This window comes from uncultured Duncaniella sp. (genome assembly GCF_910577345.1).
GTDB lineage: Bacteria > Bacteroidota > Bacteroidia > Bacteroidales > Muribaculaceae > Duncaniella.
Genome location: NZ_CAJTMT010000001.1, coordinates 120,885 through 144,588, shown reverse-complemented (window position 1 = coordinate 144,588; position 23,704 = coordinate 120,885). Strand labels below are relative to the sequence as shown.

At 46.8% G+C, this 23,704-nt stretch carries 16 protein-coding genes; 8 read left to right on the top strand and 8 right to left on the bottom strand.

Features of this window, described 5'->3' with window-relative positions:
- Window positions 1-222 precede the first annotated feature (222 nt).
- The 5 genes from QZ310_RS00555 to QZ310_RS00535 all read left to right on the top strand — a co-directional run bounded on the left by QZ310_RS00555 (window position 223) and on the right by QZ310_RS00535 (window position 10,384).
- A complete protein-coding gene (locus QZ310_RS00555; protein ID WP_297069253.1) occupies window positions 223-4,950 on the top strand; it encodes a translocation/assembly module TamB domain-containing protein in 4,728 nt (1,575 codons plus the stop codon).
- Between the two features lie 41 nt (window positions 4,951-4,991).
- Window positions 4,992-7,274 (top strand): BamA/TamA family outer membrane protein, encoded by a 2,283-nt coding sequence (locus QZ310_RS00550; protein WP_297069251.1) that lies wholly within the window; start codon window positions 4,992-4,994, stop codon window positions 7,272-7,274.
- Between the two features lie 77 nt (window positions 7,275-7,351).
- Entirely contained in the window at window positions 7,352-7,849 is a 498-nt protein-coding gene (locus QZ310_RS00545) for a TlpA disulfide reductase family protein (RefSeq protein WP_297069249.1), read from the top strand.
- Window positions 7,850-7,908: 59 nt separating this feature from the next.
- Entirely contained in the window at window positions 7,909-8,316 is a 408-nt protein-coding gene (locus tag QZ310_RS00540) for a hypothetical protein (RefSeq protein ID WP_297069247.1), read from the top strand.
- A 1-nt stretch (window position 8,317) separates the two neighbouring features.
- Window positions 8,318-10,384: a DNA topoisomerase 3 gene (locus QZ310_RS00535; RefSeq protein ID WP_297069246.1), complete on the top strand. Its 2,067-nt coding sequence runs from the start codon at window positions 8,318-8,320 to the stop codon at window positions 10,382-10,384.
- A gap of 787 nt (window positions 10,385-11,171) precedes the next feature.
- Here QZ310_RS00535 and rlmD read toward each other — a convergent pair.
- The 6 genes from rlmD to QZ310_RS00505 form a co-directional block, all read right to left on the bottom strand.
- Window positions 11,172-12,581 carry a 23S rRNA (uracil(1939)-C(5))-methyltransferase RlmD gene (gene rlmD, locus QZ310_RS00530; protein ID WP_297069232.1) on the bottom strand — a complete coding sequence of 470 codons (1,410 nt, stop codon included), beginning with the start codon at window positions 12,579-12,581 and terminating at the stop codon, window positions 11,172-11,174.
- A gap of 213 nt (window positions 12,582-12,794) precedes the next feature.
- On the bottom strand, window positions 12,795-13,703 hold the full coding sequence (locus tag QZ310_RS00525; protein WP_297069230.1) for a CPBP family intramembrane glutamic endopeptidase: 909 nt from the start codon (window positions 13,701-13,703) through the stop codon (window positions 12,795-12,797).
- An 18-nt stretch (window positions 13,704-13,721) separates the two neighbouring features.
- Window positions 13,722-14,438 (bottom strand): methyltransferase, encoded by a 717-nt coding sequence (locus tag QZ310_RS00520; protein ID WP_297069228.1) that lies wholly within the window; start codon window positions 14,436-14,438, stop codon window positions 13,722-13,724.
- A gap of 31 nt (window positions 14,439-14,469) precedes the next feature.
- Window positions 14,470-15,432: a PCMD domain-containing protein gene (locus QZ310_RS00515; RefSeq protein ID WP_297069225.1), complete on the bottom strand. Its 963-nt coding sequence runs from the start codon at window positions 15,430-15,432 to the stop codon at window positions 14,470-14,472.
- A 26-nt stretch (window positions 15,433-15,458) separates the two neighbouring features.
- Complete coding sequence (gene radA, locus QZ310_RS00510; RefSeq protein WP_297069496.1) at window positions 15,459-16,829, bottom strand: DNA repair protein RadA; 1,371 nt, start codon at window positions 16,827-16,829, stop codon at window positions 15,459-15,461.
- A gap of 43 nt (window positions 16,830-16,872) precedes the next feature.
- Entirely contained in the window at window positions 16,873-17,640 is a 768-nt protein-coding gene (locus QZ310_RS00505) for an RNA methyltransferase (protein ID WP_297069224.1), read from the bottom strand.
- Between the two features lie 117 nt (window positions 17,641-17,757).
- Between QZ310_RS00505 and QZ310_RS00500 the strand changes: the two genes are divergently transcribed.
- The gene (locus QZ310_RS00500; RefSeq protein WP_297069223.1) at window positions 17,758-19,146 is read left to right on the top strand and encodes an RNase adapter RapZ; all 1,389 of its coding nucleotides are present in this window, start codon (window positions 17,758-17,760) and stop codon (window positions 19,144-19,146) included.
- Entirely contained in the window at window positions 19,143-19,925 is a 783-nt protein-coding gene (locus QZ310_RS00495) for a nucleotidyltransferase family protein (RefSeq protein ID WP_297069221.1), read from the top strand. Before QZ310_RS00500 ends, QZ310_RS00495 begins: the two co-directional genes overlap by 4 nt.
- Here QZ310_RS00495 and menD read toward each other — a convergent pair.
- The gene (gene menD, locus QZ310_RS00490) at window positions 19,870-21,555 is read right to left on the bottom strand and encodes a 2-succinyl-5-enolpyruvyl-6-hydroxy-3-cyclohexene-1-carboxylic-acid synthase (RefSeq protein ID WP_297069219.1); all 1,686 of its coding nucleotides are present in this window, start codon (window positions 21,553-21,555) and stop codon (window positions 19,870-19,872) included. The genes QZ310_RS00495 and menD overlap by 56 nt on opposite strands.
- Window positions 21,556-21,680: 125 nt before the next feature.
- Between menD and QZ310_RS00485 the strand changes: the two genes are divergently transcribed.
- A complete protein-coding gene (locus QZ310_RS00485) occupies window positions 21,681-22,235 on the top strand; it encodes a DUF4924 family protein (RefSeq protein ID WP_297069217.1) in 555 nt (184 codons plus the stop codon).
- A gap of 118 nt (window positions 22,236-22,353) precedes the next feature.
- On the opposite strand, the gene lpdA is transcribed toward QZ310_RS00485, so the two are convergent.
- On the bottom strand, window positions 22,354-23,685 hold the full coding sequence (gene lpdA / locus QZ310_RS00480) for a dihydrolipoyl dehydrogenase (protein WP_297069215.1): 1,332 nt from the start codon (window positions 23,683-23,685) through the stop codon (window positions 22,354-22,356).
- Between the last annotated feature and the right edge of the window lie 19 nt (window positions 23,686-23,704).

Here is a 23,704-nt window from a genome sequence, read left to right as displayed (position 1 = left end):
AGAATGGATAAAAATCAAGAGGAAGTGACAGATTCCGTCACTCAATTTCAGCATCATCGCCGACTTATCGGTGAATATTAAACTTTTTAAAGGAAAATTAAAACAATTATCGTACATTTGTGGTTACTAACATAAAGCCGGAAAGTTCTTGATGCTCCGTTTCAGACTATTCAGGCACGCAATTCATCACTATTAAGTATAACCTTCTAAATTTAATAAGCATTGAGCCGTAATATTGGTAAAAAACTCCTCAGAGCTTTTCTTTGGACTCTTTTCGGGCTCGTATTGTTGATTATTGCAATACCGGTGCTTCTTTATGTCCCGTTCGTTCAAGATTTTGCCGTCAAGATTGCAACCGAGCAGGTGAGCAAATCAACCGGCATGAAAATTGAGGTCGGTAAGCTGCGTCTTGGGTTTCCGCTTAAACTAAAAGTCGACAATGCAATTGTCGTGCAGGCAAACGGTGATACGATGCTCACCTCCTCACGGCTTGCTGTTGATGTCAAACTCAAACCCCTTTTCAAAGGTAATATCGAAATCTCAGGGGCAGAGCTTGACAGCGCGTTCTATCAACTCGGAAATAACGATTCAATCCTGTGGCTCAGGGCCAATATTGCCCGTGCAGATATAAACGGTAGCGACATTCAGCTCAAAGAAGGTAATATAGACCTTTCGACCGTTGATATTGACGGAGTGAAGGTGAGACTGAGAATGCTCAACGACACTACAGCTACTCCGACTGACACTGCGCAGGGCACCCCCTGGAATGTCAAGGCCCAGCGCATCACTGTAAGCAACCTCGCATACGAAATGGAGATGCTTCCGATTATCGACAGTCTCGGTTGCAAGGTGGACCGAATGGAATTGCGCAATGGTGAATTTGACATGGCCACGAAACGGATTTTCGGACAGAGCCTGCATGTCGACAGTGTTTCGGCTGCTTACATATATCCTCTTATCGCGAATGGTGAGACATCCACTCCGGCCGATACTACAGTCACACCGGAATCTGAAATGTGGACTATCACTGCCGACACATTGCGCCTCACAGCACGCGACGGTCTGTATGCACAGCGTGGGGTGAAACCTATCGCCGGTTTTGACCCTTCATATATAGCTGTGACGGATGTCAATATCGAGGTAGATTCATTTTACAACAAAGGTACATCCATCCGGGTCCCCCTCAAGGAATTGTCCGGATATGAGCGCAGCGGTTTGCAGCTTCATGCCGACGGTCTGTTTGAAATGGACAGTAAAAAAATGTCGGCTACAGATTTCTCACTGGAGACTTTGCGCTCCTCATTATTAGTGAATGCATCAATGGGTATGGGTGACATCCTGACAGACCCTACACTTCCACTCATGCTCAAAGCTTCCGGCCGAATAGACCCGACGGAAATAGCAATGGCATTCCCCGACATGAAGGCCATGTTGAAACCGCTCACACCGATTTCATTGTCGGCAGATATTGAAGGCACACCCCGAAAGCTGAATGTCTATACTCTCGACGCGCGTATGCCCGGCCTTGCCACTGTCGCGCTCGAAGGAGAGGTTGACAATCCGTTTGACCCTGAAAAAATCGGTGGTCAACTCAGTATTGACGGAAATCTCGCAACAATTACCGACAAGCAATTTGCTTTCCTCCCGATTAAATCCGTACCGGCACTTTCTTTGAACGGCACTGTGGACTATTACCCCGGCAAGGTTGCAGGCGACATCGAACTGACTACCCGCAACGGTCGTCTGGCTGGTGCGGGCAGATGGGTCGCACGTGCAGAGTCATACAATGCGACCCTCAACCTCCATGACTTCCCCGTTGACGCATTTGTGCCTGAATATGGGGTAGGGCGTGTTACTGCATCCGTGACTGTTGACGGCAAAGGATACAATCCCCTCAACAAGAACACATATATTGACGCGGATGTAAAACTTGGAAGCATTGTCTACAATAAGGAGACATACAGCGACATTGTGTTGAGCACTACTCTTCACGACGGTAACGCAAAGGGCACACTGGACAGCTATAACCATGATGCCGATGCCTCCGCCCGATTCGATGCCCGTCTTGACGGCGACACTGTCCGTTGGAATCTCAACACCAATGTCAGAAATGTCAATCTGCAGGCTCTCGGTCTTTCTCCGACAGTCAACCGTGGCAGCCTTGACATGACAACTTCCGGATACTACAATGTGGCTTCATCCGCCATTGATGCCAAGGCTGATGTCAGCAATCTCACATGGAATCTGCCTGACATCGACATCGTGTCACCACAACCTGTCAATCTTACACTTGCTTCGTCTGATTCGGTCCTTGACGGTTCGCTCGTCAACGGAGACATGAATCTCAAACTTAACTCTCGCACATCTCTTTTCAATTTCATCGATGGCCTCACTGCCGGAATGGCAGAAGTTACATCGCAGATGGACAGTATGCGTGTCGATGTCGACAAGCTTCATCAAGCATTCCCTCGTTTTGACATGATGCTTGAGATGGGACAGAACAACGTTGCGGCAAAGTATCTGAGCGAATCTGCCAAGATGGATTTCAACCATCTGACTGCAGGTATGCACAACGACTCTCTTCTCTGGGTCAATATGCTCATCAACGGATTCTCCACCGGTTCAACCCGTCTGGACACAATATCCTTCAATGCCATACAACATGGGCAATATCTTGTCTATAAGGCCGAAGTGGATAACCGACCGGGGACGTTTGATGATTTCGCTCACGTTGTTCTCAATGGCTTTGCCGGGACAAACCGGCTCTCCGCTTACATGAAGCAGCAGAACATCAAGGGCGAAAATGGCTTCAACTTCGGCGTGACCGCAATGCTTGTTGACAGTGTGGTCACAGTGAAAATCGTCCCGTCCAAACCGACCATTGCCTACAAGCCGTGGACAATAAACAAGGATAATTTCATCAGCTATAATCTCACCACACGTCATCTCGATGCCTCACTCGCCCTGCAGGGTGACAAGAGCTCTATCAAAATCTTCACCGAACATCCCGCAGGTGTGGATTCACTGACTCACCATGATGGTGATGTGATGAAATATGATGACCTGATTGTGCAGATTACGCAAGTACATCTTCAGGATTGGCTTTCAATCAACCCGTTCGCACCTCCAATCAAGGGCGATCTCAACGCCGACATGCGTATCAGTTATGATAACGGCGTGCTGACCGGAAAAGGCAATGTCGGACTTGCAGATCTCTTCTATGGACGTGAACGAGTCGGTGATTTCGATCTTGCTGTAGACGTGGCAAATCAGGCCGGAGGCAAACTGATGGCTGATGTAAGCCTTATGGTTGACTCCGTGAAGACAATCACTGCACACGGAGTGTTGAACGACAGCACATCCGGCAATCCTTTCCTCCTTGACTTCCGAATGATAAAATTCCCTCTCCATGTGGTCAATCCCTTCATTCCTCAAGGTATGGCGACTCTTTCAGGTATGCTCAACGGTGAGATGGAGATAACCGGCAATATGGCACATCCTGTGTTCAACGGATTTATCGATTTCGATACCACTGCCGTCAAGGTGAAGATGCTCGGTACTTCCTTTGAGTTCTCTGACGAAAAAATCCCGGTTGACAGCGGAATCATATCCTTCAATGATTTTGCAATCAAGGGGTGTAACGACAATCCTCTCCATGTCAACGGAACTGTCAATGCACGGAATCTTGCGAATCTCGCGCTTGATCTTGGGCTGACTGCCAAGAATATTCAAATCGTGAACAGTTCACGTCCGAAGGGCGCGGATGTCTACGGAAAGGCTTTCCTTGACATTGATGCGAAAGCTCGTGGCGATATGTCGAGACTGAATGTCGATGCAGACCTCAGTATTCTCGCGGGAACAAATGTCACATACGTCCTTTCGGAAGCAGCCCAGACCCTTAGTTCCCAATCCAGTGAGGATATGGTTCATTTCGTTCAATTCAACGACACGACCTCTGTTCAGAATGCGGATTCCATCACAACCACATCCATGGCACTGAATCTTGACGCACGATTGCACATCAATGAAGGTTCGACCATCAACGTCGACCTTTCCGCCAACGGTTCCAACAAAGTACACCTGCTTCCACAGGGTGATGTGGCATTCACAATGTCGGAACTCAACGGAGAGCGCCTGACCGGCCGCATTAACATCAACAGCGGTTACGTCCGTTACACTCCGCCGTTCATGAGTGAAAAGAATTTCGCGTTCCAGGAAGGATCATACGTTGCATTCAACGGCGACATGATGAACCCGATTCTAAATATTCAGGCTATTGATGTCATAAAAGCCAATGTCACGCAGGAAGGACAGAACTCACGTCTTGTCAACTTCGATGTGAAACTATCCATCACCAATACGCTTGAAAATATGAACGTGGCCTTCGACCTGTCGACAGATGATGACATAACTGTCCAGAATGAACTTGCATCCATGTCGGCTGAGCAGCGCGCCAACCAGGCAATGAATATGTTGCTCTACAATGTCTACACCGGAGCTGGGACAAAGGGTAATGCGAACCTTTCAGGCAATCAACTCTATTCGTTCCTGACCTCACAGCTCAATTCATGGGCCGCCAACAATATCCGCGGTGTCGACATCTCATTTGGCATTGACCAATATGACAAGACCTACGCAGGTTCGACTTCGACAACGACATCCTACAGCTATCGTGTCAGCAAGAGCTTCTTCAATGACCGGTTCAAGATTGTCGTAGGAGGTAACTACTCTACAGATGCCGATGCTGACGAGAATTTCTCGCAGAATCTGATTAACGATATTTCATTCGAGTACATGCTCAATCAATCCGGTTCCATGTATATCAAGATATTCCGCCATACGGGTTATGAAAGTATTCTTGAGGGTGAAATCACCCAGACAGGTGTCGGTTTCGTACTGAAGAAGAAGCTTAACACTCTTTGGGAGCTTTTCGGCATCCGCCGTGACTGAATTTAATAAAACAATAACTCTATAGTCTGTACTGAAAAGATATGAGGAAACTGTTTGTATATATTGTCGCTACCATTCTCCTTGCAGGATGCTCTACCACCAAACGTCTTGGTAAGGATGACATACTCTATACCGGCTTGAAGGGTGTGGATGTCACTACTCCCGATAATGAAAAATTTCCGGAGGGAGTGAAATCCACCCTGACCGAAGCCGTTTCGGTCAAACCGAACAATCCATTGCTCGGTTCGGCATCCATCCGCACCCCCTTTCCGATTGGTCTGTGGGTCTACAACAACTGGCCGAATCCTCCCAAGGGATTCAAACATTGGGTTTATGAAAAGTTGGCCTCGACCCCGGTACTTGTCAGTGATGTCAGACCGGAGGTGAGAACCCACATGCTTGACCAGTTGCTTGACAACAACGGATATTTCTCCGGCACATCGACATACGAGCTTGTCCAGAAGAAAAACAAGAAAAAAGCCTCCATATTATATAAGGTGGAGGCGGGTCGTCCCTACATGCTCGATTCGATAATACTATTGCCGGATTCTGTTCCGCTCCATCATCTTATTGATTCCGTAGCCCGCAGGTCAAAATATTTCCAAGTCGGCTCACGCTATTCAACAGATTCTTTAGCTGCATTGCGCGTAGAGATTGCAAATTCAGTCCGCAATAGAGGATACTATTATTTCCGTCCGGAATACATCCAGTATCTCGCTGACAGTACAATCACTCCAGGCAGCATAGCAATGAAACTGGATATTGCAGATAATGTCCCCGAAATGGCACTCGCCAAATATAAGACAGGTAATATCACCACCTACATCTATAGGAACAAGGGAGGAGGTGAGGCAGACACCATCGAAACAGAGCGTGGTACACTCGTCCGATACATGCCATCACGTTTGCGTGACGGATTGATCCCATCATGCATCGCATTTCGTGAAGGCCGTACATTTTCCGTGCGTCAGATGAATACCACGCAGACACGTCTGGCTCGTCTTGGCATATTTAACGGAATCGACATCAACGTAAGCAGGGATACGACAAAACTTGACGAACACCTTCTTGATGTCACAATTCAATGTACGTTTGACCGTCCGCTTGAAGCATCCATCGAAGCCAACGTATCATCAAAATCCAACTCTTACCTCGGCCCGGGTCTGTCCCTCGGATTGACAAACCGCAATCTGTTTGGTGGTGGAGAGCTTCTGACCTTAGCTTTGACAGGTTCATACGAATGGCAGACCGGTTCAGGGAAAAAGAGTTCGGTATTCAATTCTTACGAGGTGGGATTGAACGCAACTCTTGCTTTTCCCCGTCTGCTTGCCCCTAAGTTCATCCCGCGTACACGCCGCGATGTCAACTGGACAAGACTTTCGCTTGGTGTGGACCTTCTCAACCGTCCGCATTATTTTAAACTGAGTCAGTTCAATGCCGGTATCGCTTACGACTGGCGGTCGTCAAAGTACATCTCGAATACATTCACCCTCTTCAAGATGACTTACAACAAGCTGCAGCATACGACCCCGGTTTTCGATTCAATCATGAACGCGAATCCGGCAATCGCACTCAGTTTCCAGAGCCAGTATATTCCTCAGATGTCATACGGTTTCGTATATGACCGTGCGATGAATAAGGACAATACCATTAATGTCCAGTTCACACTTCAGGAAGCCGGTAATATATTCTGGTCCATTTATGAAATGTGTGGAAAGAAAGGGGAGAAGACCCTGTTCAAGACACCATTTTCTCAGTTTGTGAAAGGTTACGCCCAGATTATCTATGGTCGCAGGCTTTTCGGTGACCATTGGCTCGTCAACCGCATCGGTACAGGTGCAGCCTACGCATACGGCAATTCATCACAGGTCCCGTACAGCGAGCAGTTCTATTGTGGCGGAGCCAACTCGGTCAGAGCATTTACAGTCCGTTCGATTGGCCCGGGTTCATATCGTGCGCCGGCCGACCAAATCAACGGCTACTTCGATCAGACAGGTACATTCACGTTCATTGCCAACTCTGAATACCGCTTCCCGATTCTCGGGCCATTGCATGGCGCAGTGTTCCTCGATGCGGGCAACGTATGGACTCTGAAAAATGAGCCCGAACGTCCCGGCGGACAACTTCGGGCAAAGAGTTTCTTCAAGGATCTTGCACTGGGCACAGGAGTAGGCCTGCGATTTGACATCTCAATGCTCATCATCCGAGGTGACCTTGGAATCGGTATCCATGCTCCTTACGATACCGGTAAACGCGGTTACTATAATATGGAATCGTTCAAGAAATCGCTTGCATTCCATCTCGCTATCGGATATCCGTTCTAAAGCTATACAATTATCAGTATAAAAACTTTTAAGGGTTTGAATTGTCTATATTATATGGACTGTTCAAACCCTTCATTATGAAAAAAGCTTTAAGTTACATAGCATTCTTCGTTGCACTGACCGTTTTAGTCGCAGCTTATTCCGAGAGGGTGGTAAAAGCCGATGAAGGCTATACCGCACCTGAAATCGAAATGCTTGCCAACGATTCGGTCAATGTTTCGCTTGATAAGCTCCGTGGAAAATATGTCCTGGTCAATTTCTGGGATTCATCCAATGCCGTCTCAAGAATTGCAGCAGGGGAATATGACCGTTTCCTTCACGCCAATCATGGCAATTCATTTTCGCTTCTGTCCGTCAACACCGACGACAATCCTGATATTTTCAAGGAAATAGTAAAAAAAGATAATCTTGATGCTTCGACCCAGTTCCATATCTCAGACGCAAAGGCAAAGCATCTTTCTGCGAATTATCGGCTTGACAATGGATTCTCGTCCTATCTGATTGACCCCCAAGGCAAAATCGTGGCGGTCAACCCATCTGTCAGCACCCTCGAAAAGTACCTCTCAAAGCATTGAGCCGCATATTCAGTTTGCTAAAATTAATAATTCTCACTAAATTTGCATCACCATTCATCATGAAAAGAATCCTCACACTCGTTGCTTCGGCAATGATTATATGCACGCCTATTTCGGCAAAAAAGGTCAAAGGCTACAGCTGCACATCTGATAATGTGTTGACTTTTACCGTTGACAGTATTGATTATCGTTCAGACCTTACGCGAGTCTATGGACGCGTGAAAGGCCGTCCACATACGTCCAACCGAATTGATGAAGTGCAATATATCGGCGGAGGAACGGCTTTGAAGTCGAATGATATTGACGGAGTGGATTTCCGCCGTTACTTCCAATGGGAGGATAACGGAGAAATACCTTTGGAAATTGACTTCCCCGCTACCAAACCGGCTACAGGAGTGCAGCTTCTTTTCACGACACCACGAGGTCAGTCGACCACAACCGCAAAAAAGATAGCAACCAAGCACTAAAATGAAGCTCTGCATCACCGAGAAACCCAGTGTAGCCAAAGATATTGCTCAGATACTTGGCGCCGATGTGCGCCGCGACGGATATTACGAAGGAGGTGAATACAAAGTCACCTGGACCTTCGGCCATCTCTGCACACTCAAGGAACCCGGTGATTATGAAGAGCGTTGGAAAAGATGGGCGCTTGGTGTCCTTCCGATGATTCCGGCCCGTTTCGGCATTAAGGTGATACCTGACAAGGGTATCGAGCGTCAGTTTCAGGTTATCGAAAATCTGATAGCCGAAGCCGACGAGGTCATCAATTGCGGTGATGCCGGACAGGAAGGCGAATTGATCCAACGTTGGGTCATGCAGAAGGCTTCGATTCATTGTCCTGTAAAGCGTCTCTGGATTTCTTCACTGACAGATGAATCAATCCGCGAAGGCTTCGCGCATCTGCAACCGGAATCTGATTTTGACAACCTCTATCATGCCGGTCTGTCGCGCGCGATAGGCGACTGGATTCTCGGCATGAACGCGACGCGACTCTATTCGCTGAAATATTCCTCTCCGGGAAATGTATTGTCGATCGGACGAGTGCAGACCCCGACACTTGCTCTTATCGTGCAACGTCATTTTGAAATAGAGAATTTCAAGCCCGAGGACTATTGGGAACTGAAAACTATATATCGCGGAGCCGTGTTCAACGCAACCTCCGGACGATTCAAATCGCCGGAGGAAGCTGAGTCCACACTGGAGGCCATCAAGGCTTTCCCGATGGTCATAAAGGATGTCCAGAAGAAAAAGGGTAGGGAAGCACCTCCCAGACTCTTTGACCTTACGTCGCTGCAGGTGGAATGCAACAAGAAATGGGGATGGACAGCCGACGAAACACTGCGCCTGATTCAGTCACTTTATGAAAAGAAGGTGACGACCTATCCGCGCGTCGATACGACATATCTGTCAGAAGATATTTATCCTAAAGTTCCGGGTATATTGAGAAATATGACTCCATATACCGGAATAATTGCTCCATTGCTTGAGACCAAGCTACCTAAGAGCAAGAAAGTATTTGACAACTCAAAAGTCACTGACCACCACGCGATTATTCCGACAGGGCAATCACCAAGCGTGCTCGTTGGCAATGAACGCAAGCTGTATCATCTGATTGCACTCCGTTTTATAGCTGCTTTCTATCCGGACTGTAAATTCCTGAGCACCACCGTAATGGGAGAAGTAGACAAAACCGGATTCAAGGCAACAGGTAAAGTCATTGAGGATCTGGGATGGAGACAAATCTATGAAAATACTCCGGCAGATGATGCCAAAAATGATGAAGAGAACAGCGATGACCGTATCTTGCCCGATTTTATGGTCGGGGAGAGCGGACCTCACGAGCCGTCACTGCAAAAACGCACTACTCAGCCACCGAAATACTACACGGAAGGTACACTTCTTCGTGCAATGGAATCTGCAGGTAAAACCGTTGAGGATGAGGAGCTTCGGGAAGCAATGAAGGAAAATGGAATAGGGCGTCCGTCCACGCGTGCGGCTATCATCGAGACCCTTTTCAAACGTAAGTACATCTATCGCAACCGCAAGTCAATCATGGCCTCTCAGGCAGGTATCGACCTGATTGCCAGCATTAATGAGGAATTGCTTAAAAGTGCGAAGCTTACGGGGCTTTGGGAAAACAAGCTTCGTCGTATCGAACGTGGAGAGTATTCTGCCGCTGAATTCATTCAGGAACTTAAAGTACTGATTAACCAAATTGTTATCAACGTTTTAAGTGACAATTCCCGCTCTAAGATATTCGTCGACAATGCTCCTAAGAAAACAGGAGGCGATGATACGGGTGACGGGGTTAAAGTTAATTCCGACAAACCGACAAAGCCTCGCGCTCCACGCACACGCAAATTTGAGCAGATTGAGTGTCCAATCTGTAATCAAGGGCATATATTGAAAGGTAAGACAGCTTTCGGCTGCAGCAGATTTCGCGAAGGTTGCACATTGAGATTGAACTTCACCGAATATCCAGAAGATTTGACTCCGGCCAAACTCAAAAAAATGCTTGCCAAGAAAAAAGCATAGACCAAACCAAAGAAATATTTACAACTCAGTCACCGAATCTATTCGACAATGAAATGGATTCGGTGGCTTTCTTATTTAGAGAAGTAGATACTTAGAAGTAGGATAGGATCGGAACGACATGAGCATCGGAAATAAGAAGAAAGATGTTATTTTACATAATCGTGATTATGGGACAAATTGCGAAGGGTTGGTTTTCATATCTGTCTTTGGTTCTGTTTGCTTTGTTCGGCTTATGGGAATTAAGCATTAAAGGTATTTTTACTTAATATTACTCTTTAAATGCAATGCTTCTTATGTCGGTAGTTAAATCAGCTAAGTATTTAGCCAATAAGAGTTAAGCAACTTGTATGGATGAGTTTTTCTATCTAACTTTGCATCGCTGAAACGAAAAACAGCATTACAATATTAAATAATACTCGAAGACACACCTGTAAAAATAATAGTAATCATCCACCCGATTATCAGTTTCCCTGAAAGGCAAATTAAATAAGAAATCCATGAACCTATCAAATAATAACAGCTAACATCTAACGAACTTAAAATTCTTATCCTTTTCTGAATTAAATTCAATTTTTACCGCTAATTTTCCTATCCCTTATCAATTAAGCAGTTATCAATCCGTGAAATAAAAAGCGATTCCGCAATAAAAATCACGAAACCGCTTTGAATTTAATTTCACTGAATGAGTTTGAGAAAACGAATACCGATAATTAGAATTGATGATTATAATTTCGGGCGTCACGCTGCGCGAGGCAGCGGACGCTTTTTTTGTTTCATCAATTCGTAATTATCTCAGTGTCAAGGCTACAACATTCTCAACATGCTGGGTATGAGGGAACATATCGACCGGCTGTACGGCTTCAATGTCATATTTTTCATGCAAAAGCGCGAGATCGCGTGCCTGTGTGGCAGGATTGCAGCTTACATAGACAATACGCTTAGGTTCAGCATCCAGAATGACCTTTACAACATCCTCGTGCATTCCGGCTCTCGGAGGGTCGACAACCATAACGTCGGGACGGCCATGCTCTGCAATAAAGTCGGCTGTCAATACATTTTTCATGTCACCTGCATAGAATTCAGTATTCTCAAGATGATTTACCTCTGCATTGACTTTTGCATCCTCAATCGCTTCCGGGACATATTCTATGCCGATAACGTGGCGCACTTTAGGAGCGATGAAACATGCAATCGTGCCTGTGCCTGTGTAAAGGTCATAGACCAGTTCATCACCGCTCAGCTTGGCGAAGTCTCTTGCGACGCTGTAAAGGCGATAAGCTTGACGGGAATTAGTCTGATAGAAGGATTTGGGCCCTACCCTGAATTTCAGACCTTCCATCTCCTCTTCGATATACTCTCGTCCTTTGAAAAGAATTATTTCCTGATCGGCAATAGTATCGTTAACCTTCGTGTTGATTACATAGAGCAGCGAAGTAATCTCCGGGAAGTTTTCAGCAACCGCAGCAAGGAGTGTCGCAATTTTTTCTTTATCTTCCTCACCAAATACCATCACAGCCATAACTTCGCCTGTGGATGCAATGCGAATCATAAGAGTACGCAACAATCCATGCTGCTCGCGCAGGTCATAGAAGCTGTAGTCATGCTCCATGCCATAATTCTTGATGAAGAGACGCAGACGGTTGCCAAGGTCGTCCTGGAGATGGCAGCGGTTTATATCAAGCACCTTATCAAATGCTCCTGAAATGTGAAATCCGGCTGCACGGCGCTCGGGAAATTCCTCTCCGGAACGAAGCTGATCAAACGTCAGCCACTTCTTATTTGAGAAGGTATATTCCATTTTGTTGCGATACTCCCAGATGTTTTCAGACCCGAGAATCGGAGTCAATTCCGGGAATGGAATCTTGGCGATACGCTGCAGTGCATCCTGCACCTGCTGCTGCTTGCATTTCAACTGAAATTCGTAAGGAAGATGCTGCCAACGGCATCCACCACACATTGTGAAATGCTCACAACGTGGTTCCACACGGATGTCAGACGGTTTCGTCAGACGTTCGATATGGCCTTCAGCATAATTGCGCTTCTTGCGGTCGATTTTAACATCGGCCACATCGCCGGGCGCGCCGAACGGAATGAAAACAACCATGTCGTCGACACGGGCTATAGAATTGCCTTCGGCTGCCACATCAAGTATTTCAACATCGCTCAGGAGCGGTAATTCTTTCTTTTTTCTTGCCATAAAACTAACTTTATCGCTTCCCTTCTCCGGTGTGCCGGTCAGGAAAACAGTTACATTAAACAAAAAATTTTCGCCGGTAATGGCCATGAAGCCATTAACCGACGAGTTTGAGTATTTTCAAGTAAGTTAGGTTAAGATAACTATTCTCATATAAACTGCATCAAAATTAGGAATTATTTAGATGTCAGGCAAGAATAGTTAGATATTTTAACCTTAATTAACCCGTTCGGAGTTGATGTCCCTTCTGCAGGTCTTGTACAAGCAACGGATGAAAAATGCCGTTATTATTATTGATGTCAGAATCATCATCGGCGCATCTGCGCCGAAGGTATTGATTGACTCTCTTCCTGTTTTGATGACGTCGTCAGCCTTCTCATGCCACATCGCATATACAACCATAGAGTTGTTGAAAGCATGGAGAATTATCGGCAACCATAGCGAACGCGACCAGTAGAAGATATAGCCAAAGTATGCTCCGAGCAACAATCTCGGGAAAAAGCCGAAAAACTGCAGATGGAAGGCACTGAATACAAAAGCGGTCAGCCATATTGCAAGATGATGATTCATCCGGCAACTGAGAAATATCCGTTGCAACGCCCCTCTGAAAAACAGTTCCTCACTGAGTCCGGCCAGCACACCGACTATTAAAATATTGACAATTAAAGAACCGATAGATGCACTCCCGAGAAGCACTTCCACAGAAGCTTTAGCCTGTTCCTCCGCAGCCCGCATCCACTCTTCTATTCCTGCAAAAGAAGCCGGAAGACTCATTTGCTCATTCAATTTCACAAGCCCGTTCATAGCCGGAATGGAAAACATCAGCGCCAGAAGAGCAAGAAGCAATTGCATGGGGCGCAACTTGCTGTCGACGCCCAGAAAACGGGCTGCGTAAGGGCTTATCAACAAAGCGCTGACTGTTGCGGGCAGAATGAAGACGATGCAGTCCTGCAGCACCGTGGAAATGCGCAGTGTCTGCGTGGTCATGCCTCCGCGCATTACTATTCCTATGATAGCTGAGCCTACGATTGTGAAAAGGCAAAGCGAGACGATGAGGATTACGATACGCTGTGCCGGAGCAAAGCGTATGTTTGCAAAAATATCTGATTGTGATTGGTTATACATTTTCCTGTGTGTACTTTTTTATTTGTCAAGATAGAATTCGGAAGTGAGATCGATGTAAGCTCTTGTAAAACTGTTATCGCTGTTTCTTATGTATAGTTCTTCCTTTTTCATCCGTGGTGCGTCAGCTCCATCAAGTCCGACTTGCCAAAGGGTGCGTATTGATGCTTTTCCCTCTCGGGAATAGACAGTGCAAACACGCCGGGGAGAAAGCCGGTTGAGAGAGAGCAGAAAGTCTATTTCATCTGTCCGGGAGGTGGGAGCTATGAATGCGAGGCTATCCGACAATTCCGTCATATTTGCCGCTGAAATCTCGATAAGCTCTTTCACGGTGAATTCATCACCGTGGCGGGCAAGAGCGCGTCCTGCGTCGGGAGAACGCAATTTCTCATTGAAAAATGGAGGATTTGAGACGATGAGCAAAGGATGACTGACCGACGGAAATGATTTAGTGATATCGGCTTCAATCACCTCTACCCTATCCGCCCATGGCGATTTCTCGGTATTGGCAATTGCATCCAGGCAGGCATCATGATTGACATCGACAGCAAGAACTCTCCCATTGTTATTCCGCTGAGCCATCATAAGTGCGATTACTCCTGACCCACAGCCGACATCGACTATTTCTCGCGCGAATGATACATCGGCCCAGGCTCCGAGTAAAACGGCATCCGTTCCGATTTTCATTCCACAATGACTGTCATCAACGCTGAATTGCTTGAAATTGAAAATTCCCATTGGCAAGAAAGTGATAAGAACTGGAGGTTATTCAATACTGGAAGCCGACGTTGTCAACATAGAGTGTAAGGCCTTCAGTGCCGACGTATGGATCGCCGTTTCCGGCGGAGAACATCACAATGGCATGTGTCGGAGTTGCATTTGCGTCATCCCAACCTTCTTCAACCACGGGAACCATTTTACCTTTGGAATTCTTGGCATAATAGCTGTTGCTGCCGTTGCGGAGCTTGAGATATGCAGGGACTGAACCCTTCGCGCTAATATCGCCATAGGTGACCGGCAGTTTGAAACCGTTGACCCATTGTGACGAACTGCTGAACAATTTACCGCCTGTTCCGACGCGTTTTGCATGAATGTTACCTTCAGCATCTTCCCAACGACGTTGGAGGTAAACAAATACTACTGCTTCATCACGCCCCGGAATTTTTTTCTTGGATCCGAAACCGGATGATTTTATACGGTAGTCGACATTCGGCATATCGACTTTGTAGTCAAAGACAAGAGCCTTCGGACGCTTGGTGAAAGGCACACCCATCTCCATTTTTGAATATGGACTCTTGGTGGATGTTATCGGTTCAATCATCTCTCCGAGAAACATTGAGCCGGCAACCATCACATCCATGTTGATTAATCCGAGTACTTTGACATTTTCTATCTGTGTACACAATTTGGCACACTTGTTTCCTGCAGCACGTTCGAAGGGATACACCGCATTGGATGTCTTTGTTACGCCTGAGACCTTGGCATACACATTGCTGGTAGCCCAGGGTGAACCGCCGAGATTCCGGTAGGCTTTATTCCCGTTGATTGTATTGGTCGGCCCGACTTCATAAAGCGTTTTGGTCTTGCCCCCGATGATGGCCGACTCTTTGACATTGCGTGTCACCCACTGTGAGAAATCACCGTATTTTATACGGTCCACAGTCTGTGCACCGACCGTCATCGCCACCGAAGCGAAACAGGCCGACAGTAATATGTGTTTTTTGTAGTTCATATTGCATTTATTTAGATTATGATTCATCAGGCAAAAAGAGTACGGAAAGCTTCCTCGACCTTTGCCACTTCTATTATCTTTATATTCAATCCCGACACGTCAACACCTTTCAGATTGAAACGTGGGATGATTATGGTCTCCATGCCAAGTTTTTCTGCTTCGCGGATTCGTTGCTCAATGCGGGTGACCGGGCGCACTTCCCCTGAAAGTCCGACTTCTCCGGCCATACATACCCGCTTGGGGATGGTTATGTCGACGTTCGATGACAAAATCGCACAGATTACAGCGAGATCAAGAGCCGGATCGTTGACCTTTAGACCACCGGCTATATTGAGAAACACATCTTTCGCCGCAAGCTTGAATCCAACACGCTTTTCAAGGACAGCAAGAAGCATATTCATGCGTTTTGAGTCGAAACCGGTCACGGATCTTTGCGGAGTTCCGTAGGCAGCCGTGCTGACCAAGGCCTGCACTTCTATTAGAAACGACCGTATGCCTTCCATGGTCACACCGATGGAGATTCCCGACAAATCGTCGCTGCTTTGGGAAAGAAACATCTCCGATGGATTCGAAACTTCACGCAGGCCTCGCTGACACATCTCGTATATTCCAAGTTCGGCAGTAGAACCGAAACGGTTCTTTATAGAACGGAGGATACGATAGATACCCTGACGGTCCCCTTCGAATTGCAACACGGCATCAACTATATGTTCCAATACTTTCGGACCGGCTATGCTTCCCTCTTTGGTTATATGACCGATGAGGATGACAGGAACACCTGTCTCCTTGGCATATTTGAGCAGTTGGGCCGCACACTCGCGCACCTGCGACACGCTTCCGGCAACTGACTCTATGTCATCCGAGGCAATAGTCTGAATTGAGTCAATGACAATCAGTCCCGGATTGACCTCTTCGATATGGTCACGGATATTCTGAAGTGAGGTCTCGCAGACGATATATACATTTTCGTTTGGACGACCTATGCGGTCGGCCCTCATTTTCAACTGCCTTGTACTCTCCTCACCGCTGACGTAAAGTATGCGCCTCGAACGTATCGAGAGAATGTTTTGCAGAACCAATGTCGATTTTCCAATACCCGGTTCACCACCGATAAGAACAAGACTGCCGGCAACCATGCCACCACCAAGAACGCGGTTGAGTTCCGCACTCGGCATCTTGATGCGTGGTTCCTCCTCCATTTCGATTTCATGGATAAGTTGCGGACGTGTACGGCGCGAGGTCTGGCCGGAAGGGGCAAGAGTCTTTGATTTCTTCTCGGTGACAATCTTCTCCTCAACCATAGTGTTCCATTCTCCACAGGCAGGACATTTACCCTGCCATTTGGGAGCCTGCGCACCACAACTTGTACAGAACCATGCAGTCTTGACTTTCATTATCAACAGTCTTATTTATGGATTAACAGTAATTTTATATGAGTAATCAGATACCTCTGAATTTTGCAAGGGTTATAGCCGTAGCAATAGCTGCATTGAGCGATTCTCCGGTTTCTTGCCCTTCCGGATAAGACGGGATCAACAATCGCTCCGTCACCGTCGCCTCAACTTCGGCTGAGATTCCTTTCCCTTCGTTGCCTATGACAATGATTCCTTTCTGTTGGAGCGTGGCCTTACGGATATCTTCACCGTCAAGGAAAGTTCCATAGACAGATTTCGCACCAACTTCATTGATCATCTCAGGGAGATTTCCGTAGTAAAGTTTCACTCTGGAAATAGAACCCATTGTCGATTGGATGACCTTTGGGGCAAAGCAATCGGCCGTCTCATTACTGCATATAATCTCCCGTATTCCAAACCAGTCGGCGACACGGATTATTGTACCGAGATTTCCCGGGTCCTGAATGGTGTCGAGAGCGAGTATAAGTTTGTCGGCAAGAGATGGCAATTCAATCTTCCGCTCCGGTATCTCATAAACGGCAATGACATCAGATGGTGTCGAAAGGCTCGTCATCCTTGAAATGTCGTTGCGGGTAACCTTGACAAGCGCATCGCAATCCACAACAGACTTTATGTCCGCTCCGTGGTTGGTAATCCACTCATGAGTGGCAAAGAGATGCCGGAGGTTGAAATGGCCGAGTGTGTCAAGTACACATTTCGTCCCTTCAGCCTTGAAAGCTCCCTCTTTTCGTCGCGTCTTACGTTCATCGAGTGACTTTACGGTGCGATATAAGTTCTTTGTCAGTTCAATCATAATTGTAACTAAAATATTGTCAAAGTTACATATTTTCATAAAAATAAACAAAAGACACCCTTGCTTGTGGGCTTCAATTGGATATTTTGACTACTTTTGTCGAAACGTTTTCTTAAAATGTTAAAGGATTTATACGCAAAAAAGTTCGGGGTCTCCCCTCTTTCGATCCTTCCTCTTACGCAAGCAGGAAGCAATCGCCAATACTTCCGTCTGACCGGTCCGGAGACGGTGGTCGGAGTCATCGGCTGTTCCGAGGACGAAAACAAGTCGTTCATCTATCTTTCAAAACATTTCCGGTCAAAGGGGCTTCCCGTTCCTGAGGTTATTGCCGTAGCAGATGATTTTTCCGCATATTTGCAGGAAGATTTGGGCGATAGGCAATTGTTTGATGAACGTTCCTCAATCGAATTGCTGAAAAAGGCAGTTGCCATCCTTCCGGATTTCCAATATAAAGGAGTGGAAGGACTCGACTTTTCAAAATGTTATCCGGTAAGCGATTTTGATGAGCAAGCTATACTTTGGGACTTGAATTATTTCAAGTATTGTTTTCTGAATACGACAGGTGTTTCATATCGTGAATCAGAACTCGAACAAGATTTCCGGAAAATGGCGGCACGGTTATCTGTAAATCCAAAGGGAACATTTATGTATCGTGACTTCCAATCACGCAACGTCATGATAAAGGATGGCGAGCCTTACTTCATAGATTTTCAGGGTGGACGTCGCGGACCGGCGGAATATGACATCGTTTCCTTCGTCACTCAGGCGCGTGCAGCCTTCCCGCAAGATGTAAGGGAAATGCTTGTCGATACATATATCGAAAGTGCATCCAGATATGTCGACATTGACAGCTCGGAATTCAAAAGACGCTTCCGCGAATTCTATTTGCTCCGAACTCTGCAAGTTTTGGGAGCGTACGGTTTCAGGGGTAAATTTGAGCGAAAACCACATTTTTTGAAGAGCATACCGGCTGCAATCGACAACCTCGCATCAATCATCAATGATGGTGCGTTGGATGAATATCCCTACCTCATGAAGGTGCTTGCATCAGTAGTTGAAAAAGAAAAAACTCCACCTGCTGCAAACATCCTGCAAGAAAGCTCGCTGACAGTGACGGTGATAAGTTTTTCCTATAAGAAAGGAATTCCTGCCGACTTGTCGGGCAACGGAGGTGGTTTTGTGTTTGACTGCCGTGGTATGGAAAATCCGGGACGCTATGAGGAGTATAAGAAAATCACGGGTCTTGATGGCCCGGTCATCGAGTTTCTGGAACACAAAGGAGAAATCATAACTTTCCTTGACCATTGCTTCGGACTTGTCGACCCGTCTGTTGAGTGTTATGACCGTCGTGGTTTCACGTCCCTGTCCGTCAACTTCGGTTGCACCGGTGGGCAACACCGCAGTGTCTATGGCGCTCAAAAAATGGCTGAACATATAAAGGCTAAATTCCCTCACGTCAAAGTCCATCTCATCCATCGCGAACAAAATATCGACCGTACACTATGAAAGCTATGATTTTTGCCGCAGGGCTCGGTACTCGTTTAGGCGACATTACCCGAGAAAAGCCGAAAGCACTTGTGGAAGTCGGTGGCGAACCGATGTTGAAACGTGTAATCCTAAAATTGAAATCGGCAGGTATCACTGATATGGTTGTCAACGTCCATCATCATGGCGAAGCTATCATCGACTATCTGAACACCAACAATAATTTCGGTATCAGCATTTCAATCAGTGATGAACGTGACCAACTTCTTGACACCGGTGGCGGACTGCTTAAAGCACGCGGATTTCTTGAAGGTCAAGAACCCATACTCATCCATAACGCCGATATTCTGACTGATTTCGACATTCAGGAAATGGAGCGCGCACATTCACTGTCCGAATCCGATGCAACTCTTCTTGTTGCCAATCGGTCAACTTCTCGCTATCTGTTGTTTGACAGAAATATGCGCATGGTCGGATGGAAGAATGTGAAAACCGAGGAAGTGCGTTCGCCTTTTGGAAATCTCATGGAGAATCAGGGTTGTTTCGAGAAGGAGATTCAACCTTTGGCATTCGGAGGCGTTCATATCGTCAATCCGTCTATTTTTCCGATGCTTGCTTCTTATACGGATGAAGCTAAATTCTCAATCACTCCGTTCTACACTGATTCATGCGCAGCTTTGAGAATAAAAGGCTATCTTCCGTCGCAGGAATACAACTGGATAGACATAGGCAAACCGGATTCACTTACGGCTGCTGAAAATATTGTTTCAAGACTTCGGCCGATTCAACCGGAGGAGTAAAAACAGCCAATATTGCCGGTCGGTCATTGACAGAAACAAATTCTGCGAATGCTCTTTTCAATTCCTCAAAGTCATGAGCTTCACCATAGTGGAAGCCATAGCCATCCGCAAGCTGACGGAGAGGCAAGCGAGTTCCTACGGCAAAATATTTTTCAAGTTCCGGGAGCGATGATGTGGAGGGAATGAATCTGAAAATTCCACCCCCTTCGTTGCAGATTACTATTATTTTGAACTTTGGTGTCACAAGCATTGACGAAAGAGCCGCAAGATCGTACTGACAGCTCATATCCCCGGTTATAAGTAAGGTGGTGCCGGAATACATCGTTGATGCTCCGAGCGCAGTTGAACTGCAACCGTCAATGCCGCTCACTCCACGGTTACAATCACAACGATGCAGATGGTTGCAATCCATTAATTGGGCGTATCGGATGGGCGTGCCATTAGACAACTGCAGATTCCAACGCGCCGGAATGTTTGGAATCAGATAGCCGAACGCTTTCATGTCGGACCACGGAGCTTTTTTAAGATACGATTGGTGAAGTATATCTGCTTTTGCAGCTAAATCACGCCAACGTGCGGCATAATTACTTGGATTCTTGAAAATCTGCAGCGCTGATGCAAGCTGACGCAAAAATATGGCCGGACGCATCTCGACACGCAATGAAAGGTGTTTGAAACAGTCAATCGTCGTGTGAGATAAGCCAACATGCCAATGCTCGACATTATCCAGTTGCCGCAACCAATCCTTAACAAAGCGCGACACCAGCGCACCACCTGCCGTTATCACCACATCCGGTGCAAGCTCTTGCCGTTCAGAATTTGAAAGACGGCAGAGTGTTGAATCAATGCGGTTGATGAACAGCGGTGAATGAAGATTTGCAATGGTCTCGGTCATAACTGCCACATTCGGCAATTTGGCAAGTTTTGCCAATGCCCTGTTGAGCTTCTCATCAGGCTCGTGGAATCCGACTATAATGAGCACCTTGCGGGGAGATGCAATGCTCTCCCCTATTTTCCTCGCTTCTGCGGTCGGCAACTCAACGGATGGTGAAACCATCCGTATGACACGACTGGCATTTTCCGCATAATCGGCCAATTTGTTCAATGGCGCATCCAATCGGATATTGATATGCACAGGTCCACGCCGTCCGTTCACTGCCTCAAGCAACAGGTCATTGATAAGACGGTTGCAAACCCATTTTCCGTTCGGGAAATCAGTATGTGCAGGTATATCACAACTGCGTTTGACGTATGGCGCAAGAGCATTCTGTTGCCAGATGGTCTGGGAATCATCCTGGTCAATCCATTCTTCCGGACGGTCTGCGGATATTATAATCAACGGCGCGCAGCGGTAAAACGCTTCCGCTACAGCAGGAGCATAGTTCAGGAGTGCCGATCCGCTCGTGCATACAATGGCTACAGGCTCTCCGCTCTGGATCGACATTCCGAGTGCGATGAAGGCTGCCGAACGCTCATCGATGACAACATCCGTTTGCAAATCCTCCCTGCGCGAAAGCGCAAGCACCAGCGGAGCGTTGCGGCTTCCCGGAGAAAGAACGACATGGCGCACTCCGTGAGCCACGAGAAGATCAGCAAGTATATTACATGAATGTTTATCGGTCGTGAGCATAGAAAGCTTGGTTTGATGGTGAATTTTGATGCAAAAATACAAATATTGGCGCAACCGCGCACCAATTTTGGGAGGAATGTGTTACTTTTGTAGAACAACTTTCACTGAATAAATTATAATCATCAATGTATATAGCATCTCAGAAACATAAGGAAAACATCGCGGAATATCTGCTTTATATGTGGCAGATTGAAGATATTATCCGAGCTAACGGGCTTGATATAGACCGCATAAAAGCCAACGTAATCGACAAGTTTCATCTCGAACCGGCACAGGAAAAAGAGATGGTCGAATGGTATGAATCACTGATTGACATGATGCGTCGCGAGAATGTTGAGAAAAGCGGACATCTCCAACTCAACAAAAATGTCATCATCCAGCTTACGGATCTCCATCTCGCACTTCTGAAAGATCCCCGCTTCCCGGAATATACCGCCGAGTTCTATAAGACTCTGCCCTATATTGTCGAGCTTCGTGCCAAATCCGGAGAAAATCCGACCGGTGAGATCGAGACATGTTTCAATGCTCTTTACGGTATGTTGATGCTACGTCTGCAAAGCAAGGAAATCACTCCCGAAACTCAGACAGCCATCACTCAGATTTCAAAATTCCTTGCCCTGCTCACCAAAGATTTCCATCTTGACCGCGAAGACAAGCTCTTCCCCCCGGACGAGGAATAATTCAAAGGGAACAGCCTATAAAATCAGGATGCATGTCAGTCTCGGCATATTGAAGATTTAACCAATCTTCTGCCGAAATTGACATGCATCCTGATTTTATAGGCTGTTCCCTTTAGATTTACTTAGGGATTGCTGAAAGAACGACTTCTCCGAGTGTCGGATGTGCATGAACCGTGGATGAGATGGCTGATGCCTTTAATCCTGCCTGCATAGCAGTTGCTATTTCCTGCACGAGATCCGCAGCATGAGCGCCGCAGATATGACAGCCGAGAAGTTCATCGGTTTCTGCATCAGCAATCACTTTTACAAGGCCGTCCGGTTCGCCCATTGCAAGAGCCTTTCCATTCGCCCTGAAAGTAGCCTTACCTATTTTTACATTGCGTCCGAGTTCGGCACATTTTTCTTCCGTCAGACCGACCATAGCACATTCGGGATATGTGAAAACAGCCGAAGGAATCACATCCGTGAGCGAGGTAAGACCGAGAGCTACCTTGCCATGCATGGTGGCAGCATGTGCAAGCATACAACGGCCGTTCACATCACCAATTGCATAAAGCTTGACATCTGACGGAGCCTTGCCATCCTCGAATTTCACTGTCATGTCATCATTGACGGCAATCGCTCTGCGGTTGAACTTGACACCGAGTTCAGTCAAACCATCGGGGACGACAGGCTGACGACCGACTGCCATCAGCACAGCCTCAGCTTCAACCGTCTTTTCCTTTCCCTTTACCGAGTAGTTGACCACAGGGCCGGCCGATATGGACTTGACCTCCGCTCCTGTGATAATATTTATACCACGGCGTTTGAGCGACATACGCAAACGCTTGGCGATTTCTGCATCAAATGGAGGAAGTATCTCCTTGCAGTATTCCACAATCGTCACTTCCACTCCGAAAGCCGCGAAAACAGATGCAAATTCCATTCCGATTACACCACCACCAATCACGCAAAGTGATTTCGGTAATGTATCGAGCGAGAGAATCTCATCGCTTGTCAGACAAAGTTCCTTACCCTCGATAGGGAGCATAGCCGGAGCCGACCCCGTCGCGATTATAATTTCAGGCGCAGTATACTCTTGGCCGTCAACCTCCACAATTGAAGGAGTCTTGAAGCGGGCTTCTCCATTGATGACATTTACATCTTTCAAAAGAGTAGCTACTCCCTCACGGAGTTCACCGACAATCCTGTCCTTGCGCTGCATTACAGCAGGAAAATCAAGGACCGAATTTGCAGCGGAGAAACCGTAATCGGCTGCTTCTGCAAGAGTCATGGCCACTTCAGCCGAACGGCATAGAGCCTTTGTCGGGATACACCCGCGATTGAGGCATGTTCCACCCGGCTGCGCACGTTCAATCAACGTGACAGTCTTACCGTGGGCCGCGGCCTCGACGGCTGTTTCATAGCCGCCGGGGCCGGCCCCGATAATTATTAAATCTGACTTTTCCATAAGGAAGAGTTTTGCACGG

Excerpts from the sequence above, each read along its gene's own strand:
- QZ310_RS00550 (WP_297069251.1), top strand. The coding sequence starts at position 4,992 with ATGAGGAAACTGTTTGTATATATTGTCGCTACCATTCTCCTTGCAGGA.
- QZ310_RS00545 (WP_297069249.1), top strand. The coding sequence starts at position 7,352 with ATGAAAAAAGCTTTAAGTTACATAGCATTCTTCGTTGCACTGACCGTT.
- QZ310_RS00540 (WP_297069247.1), top strand. The coding sequence starts at position 7,909 with ATGAAAAGAATCCTCACACTCGTTGCTTCGGCAATGATTATATGCACG.
- QZ310_RS00535 (WP_297069246.1), top strand. The coding sequence starts at position 8,318 with ATGAAGCTCTGCATCACCGAGAAACCCAGTGTAGCCAAAGATATTGCT.
- rlmD (WP_297069232.1), bottom strand. The coding sequence starts at position 12,581 with ATGGCAAGAAAAAAGAAAGAATTACCGCTCCTGAGCGATGTTGAAATA.
- QZ310_RS00525 (WP_297069230.1), bottom strand. The coding sequence starts at position 13,703 with ATGTATAACCAATCACAATCAGATATTTTTGCAAACATACGCTTTGCT.
- QZ310_RS00520 (WP_297069228.1), bottom strand. The coding sequence starts at position 14,438 with ATGGGAATTTTCAATTTCAAGCAATTCAGCGTTGATGACAGTCATTGT.
- QZ310_RS00515 (WP_297069225.1), bottom strand. The coding sequence starts at position 15,432 with ATGAACTACAAAAAACACATATTACTGTCGGCCTGTTTCGCTTCGGTG.
- QZ310_RS00505 (WP_297069224.1), bottom strand. The coding sequence starts at position 17,640 with ATGATTGAACTGACAAAGAACTTATATCGCACCGTAAAGTCACTCGAT.
- QZ310_RS00500 (WP_297069223.1), top strand. The coding sequence starts at position 17,758 with ATGTTAAAGGATTTATACGCAAAAAAGTTCGGGGTCTCCCCTCTTTCG.
- QZ310_RS00495 (WP_297069221.1), top strand. The coding sequence starts at position 19,143 with ATGAAAGCTATGATTTTTGCCGCAGGGCTCGGTACTCGTTTAGGCGAC.
- menD (WP_297069219.1), bottom strand. The coding sequence starts at position 21,555 with ATGCTCACGACCGATAAACATTCATGTAATATACTTGCTGATCTTCTC.
- QZ310_RS00485 (WP_297069217.1), top strand. The coding sequence starts at position 21,681 with ATGTATATAGCATCTCAGAAACATAAGGAAAACATCGCGGAATATCTG.
- lpdA (WP_297069215.1), bottom strand. The coding sequence starts at position 23,685 with ATGGAAAAGTCAGATTTAATAATTATCGGGGCCGGCCCCGGCGGCTAT.